Source organism: Pseudomonas sp. FW507-12TSA (assembly GCF_058781435.1).
Genome location: NZ_JBYSWT010000016.1, coordinates 151940 through 159546 on the forward strand (window position 1 = coordinate 151940; position 7607 = coordinate 159546).

The following is a 7607-nucleotide window of genomic DNA, read 5'->3' on the forward strand; positions in this document are numbered from 1 at the left end:
CGGCGCCCGATGATCACGGTTTCCTGGGGAGCGCCGAATGGCATTGTTCAAACGCGGCAACACGTCTGCGAAGGGTTTCGACTGGATGGGCCTGCTCTGGCTATTCCTGTTCTTCTGGTATTTCTCGGGTATTACCCAGCTGCTGATCCAGCTGACCGATACCTCGGGGTTCGCAGGTTTTCGCCAAGCCTTCCTGATGAGCGCCATCTGGCTGGCACCGATGCTGCTGTTCCCGGCACGCACCCGGCTGCTGGCCGCCGTGATCGGAGTCGTGCTCTGGGCCTGTTCCATGGCCAGCCTGGGGTACTTCTTCATCTACCAGCAGGAGTTTTCCCAGAGCGTCATATTCATCATGTTCGAGTCCAACCCCTCGGAAGCCGGTGAATACCTGACCCAGTACTTTGCCTGGTGGATGCTGCCGGCGTTCCTGGCCCACACGGCCTTCGCCTTTTTCCTCTGGACCCGCCTGCGCCCGGTATACCTGCCCAAGCTGCAAGCCCTGGCGGCTGCGGTAGCGATCCTGGTGGCTATCGTCGGTTATCCGTTGGTCAAGCAGATTTCGCGCACCGACACCCTCGCCCAGGGCCTGGAAAAATTCGAGACCCGCATCGAGCCGGCAGTGCCATGGCAGATGGTGGTCGCCTACCGCCGCTATCGTGAGCAACTGGACGGCATGCAAGGCATGCTCGACAGCGTCAGCAAGATCCCTCCCCTGACCAATCTCAAGGACAGCATGGCCAACCAGCCAGTGACCCTGGTGCTGGTGATCGGCGAATCCACCAACCGCCAACGCATGAGCCTCTACGGCTATCCGCGCCAGACCACCCCGGAGCTGGACAAGCTCAGGGACCAGCTGGCGGTGTTCAACAACGTCATCACCCCGCGTCCCTATACCATCGAGGCCCTGCAGCAGGTGCTGACCTTCGCCGACGAAGAAAACCCCGACCTGTACCTCAAGACCCCGTCCCTGGTCAGCGTGATGAAACAGGCCGGCTACAAGACCTACTGGATCACCAACCAGCAGACCATGACCAAGCGCAACACCATGCTCACCACCTTTTCCGAGCAGGCCGACGAGCAGGTGTACCTGAACAACAATCGCAACCAGAACGCTCGCCAGTATGATGGCGACGTGCTCGAGCCTTTCTCCAAGGCCCTGGCCGACAGCGCGCCGCGCAAGTTCATCGTGGTGCACTTGCTGGGCACCCACATGAGCTATCAGTACCGCTACCCACCGAGCTTCGACAAGTTCACCGACCGTCAGGGGGTACCAGCCGGCGTGCACGACGACCAGGTGGCCACTTACAACAGCTACGACAACGCCGTGCTGTACAACGATTTCGTGGTTTCCAGCCTGATCAAGAACTACGCCAAGGCAGACCCCAACGGTTTCTTGCTGTACCTGTCGGATCACGGTGAAGACGTCTTCGACTCCGCCGGCCACGACACCCTTGGGCGCAACGAAGGCAAGCCCACCGCGCCGATGTACACCATTCCGTTCATCGCCTGGGCCTCGCCCAAGTGGCGAGAGAACCACGACTGGAACTTCGCCTCCGACCTCAGCCGGCCCTTCATGAGCTCGCAGCTGGTGCATACCTGGGCCGACCTGGCAGGCCTGAGCTTCGATCAGCTGGACCATAGTCGCAGCCTGGTCAGCGACAGCTTCAAGCCACGGCCATTGCTGATCGGCGACCCCAACCAACGCCAGAGCAGGCCGCTGATCGACTTCAGCCTGATGCAGCCCAAAGCGCCTGCCGACACCACCGTCGTGCAAAAATGATCGCCTCCCCGGGAGCCCCACGGCTCCCGGGGCGCCATTGCTTCTTGCCTGCCCGTCCATCCTGGAGCGCACACCCCCTCTTCCCCCTGGTCGCCCACGATGACCACCGCAACATCATGTCGAAAATGTAATTTTCGCCTCAGGCTGGCGTTAACCCTCACTTAATAGAATTCGGTTTAACTTCCCCCCGTCACTTGCCATACAGGGACGAAGCAAGTAGCCGAACACTCTTAAGCAGGAAAACCAGCATGAAACTTTCAACTCTTGTACTCAGCGGCCTGATTCTCGCCGGCTCCAGCGCAGCCTTCGCCGAAGGCGGTTCGGAGCGCGTACAACAGTTCTACGAGAACTTCCGCGTCAATCAGCAACAGATTCACGGAACCCCGGACGCCAATACCGCCAAGAGCGACAAACAGCAATCTGCACCGTCATATTCCGCCTCGGATGCCAAACAAGAAAAACAAGTAAGCCAGCAGCCGGGCGCCTGACCCAATCTTTGTGCAACCACTCTGGATAAATGCTCCTCAACCAGAGTTGGATATTTCGGCGCCCTTTGGGCGCCTTTTTTATTGGTTTACCAGTGATTGCGATTCATGTTTCAAGTTAATTACCGAGCCATTACAAAGCTGTCATGTGGCACATCGCCCGAATGTACTCGCTTAACATCCCCACCCTGACCCCAAAGACTTCCGTATCGAAGAAAAGAATTGAAACAACAAACGAGCCAACAGCACCTGGATCGCTCATTGCCCTGCAATCCCCAACATGCTTCCTGCCCGGATTGTTCTACCGGCCGTCGACAACCAGCTAATTCGTTGAATTAACTGGCCTTAGCGATTGACCCTGTAGTTACTTCAGGCCTCACCATCGCTTCATTGAACAACATCCGGTTATTTAAAGAGGACAATAGGCCATGCGTATTCTGGTGATCGAGGACGAGTCGAAAACCGCCGACTACTTGCATCAGGGACTTACCGAGAGTGGATATATCGTTGACCGCGCCGACAATGGCGTGGATGGCTTGCACCTGATTGAACAACAGTCCTACGAGTTGGTGATCCTGGATGTAAACCTGCCAGGCAAAGATGGTTGGCAAGTATTGCAACATATGCACCGACAATATCCGGCGCGAGTCATGATGCTGAGCGCCCGTGGCCGCCTGGAAGACAAAGTCAGGGGCCTGGATCTTGGCGCCGATGATTACCTGGTCAAGCCATTTCAATTTCCCGAGTTGCTGGCCCGGGTCCGCACCTTGATGCGGCGCAGTGAACCGGTGGCCCAGCCAGAAGTCTTGCAAGTTGCCGACCTGCAACTTGACCCGCGACGCCATCGAGCATATCGCGGCGAACGCCGTATCGACCTGACCACCAAGGAGTTCACCCTGCTGCATGTATTGATGCGGCACTCCGGTGAAGTTCTGACCCGCACGCAAATCATTTCCCTGGTCTGGGACATGAACTTCGATTGCGATACCAATGTGGTGGAAGTTTCCATCAGCCGCTTGCGGGCCAAGATCGACGATGCCAGCGAGCTCAAGCTGATCCATACCCTGCGCGGTGTCGGCTACGTGCTGGAAGTGCGCCAATGACCACTGCTCCTGCATCGCCCGGCAACGGCAGCCTGTCCATGCGCCTGGGCCTGACCGTCAGCCTGATGGGCGCGGCCCTGGTCCTGCTGCTGGCCACCCTGGCCTACCTGTCCCTGAGCCACGAGCTGGACACCCTGGCCCGCAAGAGCCTGCAGAGCAAGCTGGAGCAGATCCAGCACAGCCTGATCAGCGACCTCAAGAGCAGCGACCTGGCGGCCCGCCCCCATTCCCTGCTGGACCTGGTAATGGGCCACGACAACCTGCGCCTGTCGGTGCTGGCCAGCGATCCGCTGGCGCCACCGCTGCTGGATGTCGGCGGCGGCCAGCAACCTTTACCCCGTGCCCTCAAGGAAGCCAGGGGCAACACCTACCTGGACTGGAACGACAACAGCGGCAGCCAGTTGCTCAGTGCCTCGCAGCCGATGCCCATGCGCAATGGCGAGCAGGTGCGAGTCGTGCTGAGCCTGGACCGCAGTAACGACCAGGCGCTGCTCAGTGCCTACCTGCGCTCCACGGTGATTGCCCTGCCACTGCTGCTGGGCCTGATCGGCATCGGTGCCTGGTGGCTGGTGCAGAGAGGGCTGCTGCCCCTGCAGCAGTTCAGCCGGGTGGCGGCCAAGGTCAGCACCCAGGACCTGACCCACCGCCTGAACCTGGAGCGGCTGCCCCGGGAACTGGCGGAGCTGGGCCAGGGGATCAATGTCATGCTGCAACGCCTGGATGGTGGCGTGCAGCGCCTGTCGCAATTTTCCGATGACCTGGCCCATGAGCTGCGTTCACCCATCAGCAACCTGATGGGCAAGGCCCAGGTGACCCTGTCCCGGGAGCGTCCGCCGGAAGAATACAAGGCTGTGCTGGAGGCCAGCATCGAAGAACTGGAGCGCGTCACGCGGATGGTCGCCGACATGCTGCTCCTGGCCCAGGTCAGCCAACCGGCTTCCCAGGCTCGCTTCGCGCGGATTTCCCTGCGGGTGGAAGCATGCAAAGTCATGGAGCTGTTCGCCCTGAGCGCCGAGGACAAGCAACTGGAACTGCAACAGAGCGGCGATGCCTGGGTCCTGGGGGATCGGCTGATGATCCAGCGGGCCATTTCCAACCTGCTGTCCAATGCCATTCGCCACAGCCCGGCCAAGGGCCGTATCCAGCTGCGGGTCGAACAACAGCTGCAGGCGGTGAGCCTCACGGTGAGCAACCCCGGTCCGGGCATCGAGGCCTGTCACCTGCCACATCTGTTCGAGCGCTTCTACCGGATCGACAGCAGCCGTACCCGCGCCGAAGGCGGCACTGGCCTGGGATTGGCGATCGTGCGTTCGATCATGAACCTGCATGACGGCCACGCCGAAGTCAGCAGCGTCATCGATGGCCAGACCGAGTTCCGCCTGGTGTTTCCCAAGCTCGATCCCGCGCAACACGACCTCTAGGCGCTACAGCCCCCAGCCGCCGATCAGCGCTCCCAGCACCACCAGGGCCCAGGGCGGTACCCGGCCGCTGCGCAACAGCAGAAACACCAAGGCTACCGCCAGCAACTCCAGGGGTCCGCGGACCGTGGACGTCCACAAGGGCTGGTACAGGGCCGCCGCCAGCAAACCCACCACCGCGGCGTTGACCCCGGCCAGGGCGGCCTGGATCGCCTGGCGATGACGCAGGACTTGCCAGAACGGCACGACCCCGATCACCAGCAGCAAGCCCGGGAGGAAGATCGCCAGCAGGCACACCAGCGCCCCGCTCCAGCCATCGATGGCCGCGCCGAGAAAGGCGGCCACGCTGAACAACGGCCCCGGCACCGCCTGGGCACTGGCATAACCAGCCAGGAACAGTGAGTTGCCGATCCAGCCCGGCTCCACCACCTGGGCTTGCAGCAGCGGCAGCACCACATGGCCACCGCCGAACACCAGGGCGCCGACCCGGTAGAAAGCATCGAACAGCTGCAGCAGGCGATTCGGCCAGAGCAATGCCATGCCCGGCAGGAGCAGCAGCAACACTAATGCCAGGCCCAGGCACAAGGCCCCCATTCGCCGACTGACCGGCGCCATTGGCGCCTCGACTAGCGGAACGCCAGCGGTGTTGATCAACAGGCTACCTGCCAGCGCGGCGACCGACATGGCCAGCAACTGTGCCTCCAGCCCCGGCCAGCGCAGCACCCAGAGTGCCGCCAACAACCCGATGGCAAACCGCAACGGCCCTCGCCACAGACTCCAAGCCATGCTCCAGAGGGCTTGGGCCACCACGGCCACCGCCACCAGTTGCAAGCCCTTCAAGGCACCGGGAGGAACCCCGGTCCCAAGCCCCATGACCAACAGGGCCAGGACCAACGCCGAGGGCAAGGTGAAGCCGGCCCAGGCCCCAAGGGCGCCGGGGACTCCAGCCCGAGACAAGCCCAGGGCGATTCCCACCTGGCTGCTGGCGGGGCCCGGCAAGAACTGGCACAGCGCGACCAGCTCGGCGTAGGCCGCCTCCCCCAGCCAGCGTCGGCGCTGGACGAACTCCTCGCGAAAGTAGCCCAGGTGCGCCACCGGCCCGCCGAAGGACGTCAGCCCCAGGCGCAGGAACACCAGGAAGATGCTCCAGGGCGTATCCGTGCCAGGCTGGCGGGTCGCGGGGGCGGCGCGCGGCATTACAAGGCCTTGCTCCAGAACAGCATGCGGCCATGGACGGGGTCGAGCATCGCATCGGCAAAACCGCAGGCCCGGTACGCCGCCTGGGCCCTGGCATTGCCTTCCAGCACCTCCAGGGTGATCTTGCAGCAGCCGCGCTGGCGAGCGATGTCCTCGACCTTCTGCAACAGGCGCTTGCTCAGGCCCTGGCCACGAAAACCGTCGAGCACCACCACATCGTGGACATTCACCAGGGGCCGGCAGGCAAAGGTGGAGAAACCTTCGAAACAGTTCACCAGGCCCACTGGCTGCCCGCCAGCGAAGGCCAGCACGCTGAACGCCTGGGGTCGCTTGGCCAGCTCCTCCGGCAACCGCTGGAGCTGGTCCGCCGAGAGGCTCTGGCCACCGCCCATGACGTCGACTGCGTAATGACTGAGCAACACGCCTATGGCTTCGGCATGCACCGGGTTGCTGTAACTGGCTTGCAACACCACGACATCGGCAACGTCCATGTTCATCCTCGATCAATGTGTCGGAACGAGCGCTCAAGGCTCGGGCAGCTCCGATTGTAGGCTGGCGGATTTGACCAAACGAAGATTTTTCACCCACTTATGGCAGAAAGATCCTAGTCAATGACCGGGATGAACCACACTCGGAAGCACTTCCCTTCAGCGCTGGCCGAAACGCTGCAATTGCATCTCCTGCAGGCGGCTCAAGGTCCGGCGAAAGGCGAACTCCAGGTAACCCTCGGTGTACAGCTGCTCCATCGACACTTGCGCCTCCAGGTACAGCGGTACCTTGCGGTCGTAGCACTCGTCCACCAGGGCGATGAAACGCCGGACCGCATCGTCGTGGATCGACAGTTGCGGCAACTCGCGATCTCCCGCCACCACCCGCTCGGCACCATCCTCGGTGCCCCGGGCAATGCGCCCCGGGCGTTGCCGGGCGCTCAGGCAAGGCACTTCGCCAACCAGGATGGCGCGGTAGCGGTCGCACAAGGCCATGAAATCCATGGCCGAGAACGGCTGCTCGCACAAGTCGGCGAAGCGGCACCAGACCACCGCCTCGGCGGCCTGGACCACCGTCACCGGTCGATAGCCCAGCAGCACCGGCTCCGCGATTGCCGGCTGCCCGGCACACAAGCGCTCGAACAAGGGTCCCAGGACGCTGGCCTGGCCTTCGGCAGTCACCCAGTAACGCTGGGTACCGATCCCCGGATGCAGGCGATGATCCTGGGCACCGTCGACCGCCACCACCTGCATGTGCCGGTTGATGGCATCGATGGCCGGCAGGAAACGCTCGCGATTGAACCCATCGGCATAAAGTTGCTCGGGCGGCTGGTTGGAAGTGCAGACCATCACCACGCCCTGTTCGAACATCACCTGGAACAGGCGGCCGAGGATGATCGCGTCACCGATGTCGTTGACGAACAATTCGTCGAAGCACAACACCCGTACCTCGTCCGCGAGCTCCCGGGCCAGGGCCTGCAACGGATCGGCGATACCGGTCAGCTGGAAGGAACGCTGGTGTACCCAGCCCATGAAGTGGTGGAAGTGCTGGCGTCGCGCGGGCACCTTCAAGCTCTGGTAGAACTGGTCCATCAGCCAGGTCTTGCCGCGCCCCACCGCCCCCCAGAGGTAGACGC

General features: G+C 62.4%; 7 protein-coding genes. 4 read left to right on the forward strand and 3 right to left on the reverse strand.

The annotated features are described in order from the left end of the window. The first annotated feature begins 37 nt into the window (after nt 1–37). From AC3WK8_RS17120 to AC3WK8_RS17135, 4 genes are all read left to right on the forward strand, one after another. Nucleotides 38–1780: a phosphoethanolamine transferase CptA gene (locus tag AC3WK8_RS17120; protein ID WP_103325335.1), complete on the forward strand. Its 1743-nt coding sequence runs from the start codon at nt 38–40 to the stop codon at nt 1778–1780. A gap of 248 nt (nt 1781–2028) precedes the next feature. Continuing rightward, nucleotides 2029–2268: a DUF2790 domain-containing protein gene (locus AC3WK8_RS17125; RefSeq protein ID WP_103325336.1), complete on the forward strand. Its 240-nt coding sequence runs from the start codon at nt 2029–2031 to the stop codon at nt 2266–2268. A 425-nt stretch (nt 2269–2693) separates the two neighbouring features. Further along, complete coding sequence (locus AC3WK8_RS17130; RefSeq protein WP_085597539.1) at nt 2694–3368, forward strand: heavy metal response regulator transcription factor; 675 nt, start codon at nt 2694–2696, stop codon at nt 3366–3368. Further along, on the forward strand, nt 3365–4789 hold the full coding sequence (locus tag AC3WK8_RS17135) for a heavy metal sensor histidine kinase (RefSeq protein ID WP_103325337.1): 1425 nt from the start codon (nt 3365–3367) through the stop codon (nt 4787–4789). Before AC3WK8_RS17130 ends, AC3WK8_RS17135 begins: the two co-directional genes overlap by 4 nt. 3 nt (nt 4790–4792) lie before the next feature. Here the strand turns inward: AC3WK8_RS17135 and chrA are convergent, their stop codons facing one another. The 3 genes from chrA to zapE form a co-directional block, all read right to left on the reverse strand. Then, nucleotides 4793–5983 carry a chromate efflux transporter gene (gene chrA / locus AC3WK8_RS17140; RefSeq protein WP_103325338.1) on the reverse strand — a complete coding sequence of 397 codons (1191 nt, stop codon included), beginning with the start codon at nt 5981–5983 and terminating at the stop codon, nt 4793–4795. Continuing rightward, nucleotides 5983–6474: a GNAT family N-acetyltransferase gene (locus AC3WK8_RS17145; protein ID WP_103325344.1), complete on the reverse strand. Its 492-nt coding sequence runs from the start codon at nt 6472–6474 to the stop codon at nt 5983–5985. Before AC3WK8_RS17145 ends, chrA begins: the two co-directional genes overlap by 1 nt. Nucleotides 6475–6630: 156 nt before the next feature. Then, nucleotides 6631–7607: cell division protein ZapE (gene zapE / locus AC3WK8_RS17150; protein ID WP_103325345.1), on the reverse strand; the 977-nt coding region annotated here is incomplete at its 5' end.